This window comes from Pantoea sp. EA-12 (assembly GCF_030053355.1).
Taxonomy (GTDB): domain Bacteria; phylum Pseudomonadota; class Gammaproteobacteria; order Enterobacterales; family Enterobacteriaceae; genus Pantoea; species Pantoea vagans_C.
Genome location: NZ_JASGBY010000044.1, coordinates 1 through 338 on the forward strand (window position 1 = coordinate 1; position 338 = coordinate 338).

Consider the following 338-nt stretch of genomic DNA (forward strand, 5'->3'; position numbering starts at 1 on the left):
GACAGCGGCTGACCGGCAGCAATACGCAGCTGCTCTTTGATCAGATCCACGCCGGTGATCATCTCGGTCACCGGATGCTCCACCTGAATACGGGTGTTCATCTCGATGAAGTAGAACTCACCGTTTTCGTACAGGAACTCGAAGGTACCCGCACCGCGATAGCCGATATCAATACAGGCCTTGGCACAACGCTCGCCGATGTTACGACGCAGCTCTGCCGTGATACCTGGCGCAGGCGCTTCTTCGACCACTTTCTGGTGGCGACGCTGCATTGAGCAGTCACGTTCCGCCAGATAGATCGCGTTGCCCTGACCGTCGGCCATCACCTGAATTTCAAT

The 338-nt window shown here is 56.5% G+C and carries 1 protein-coding gene; it reads right to left on the reverse strand.

All coding sequences use genetic code 11. The features are described 5' to 3' along the window. Positions 1-338, reverse strand: a 338-nt coding sequence (locus QMZ30_RS25825; protein ID WP_502921502.1) for an ATP-binding protein, incomplete at both ends; no start/stop codon positions are given.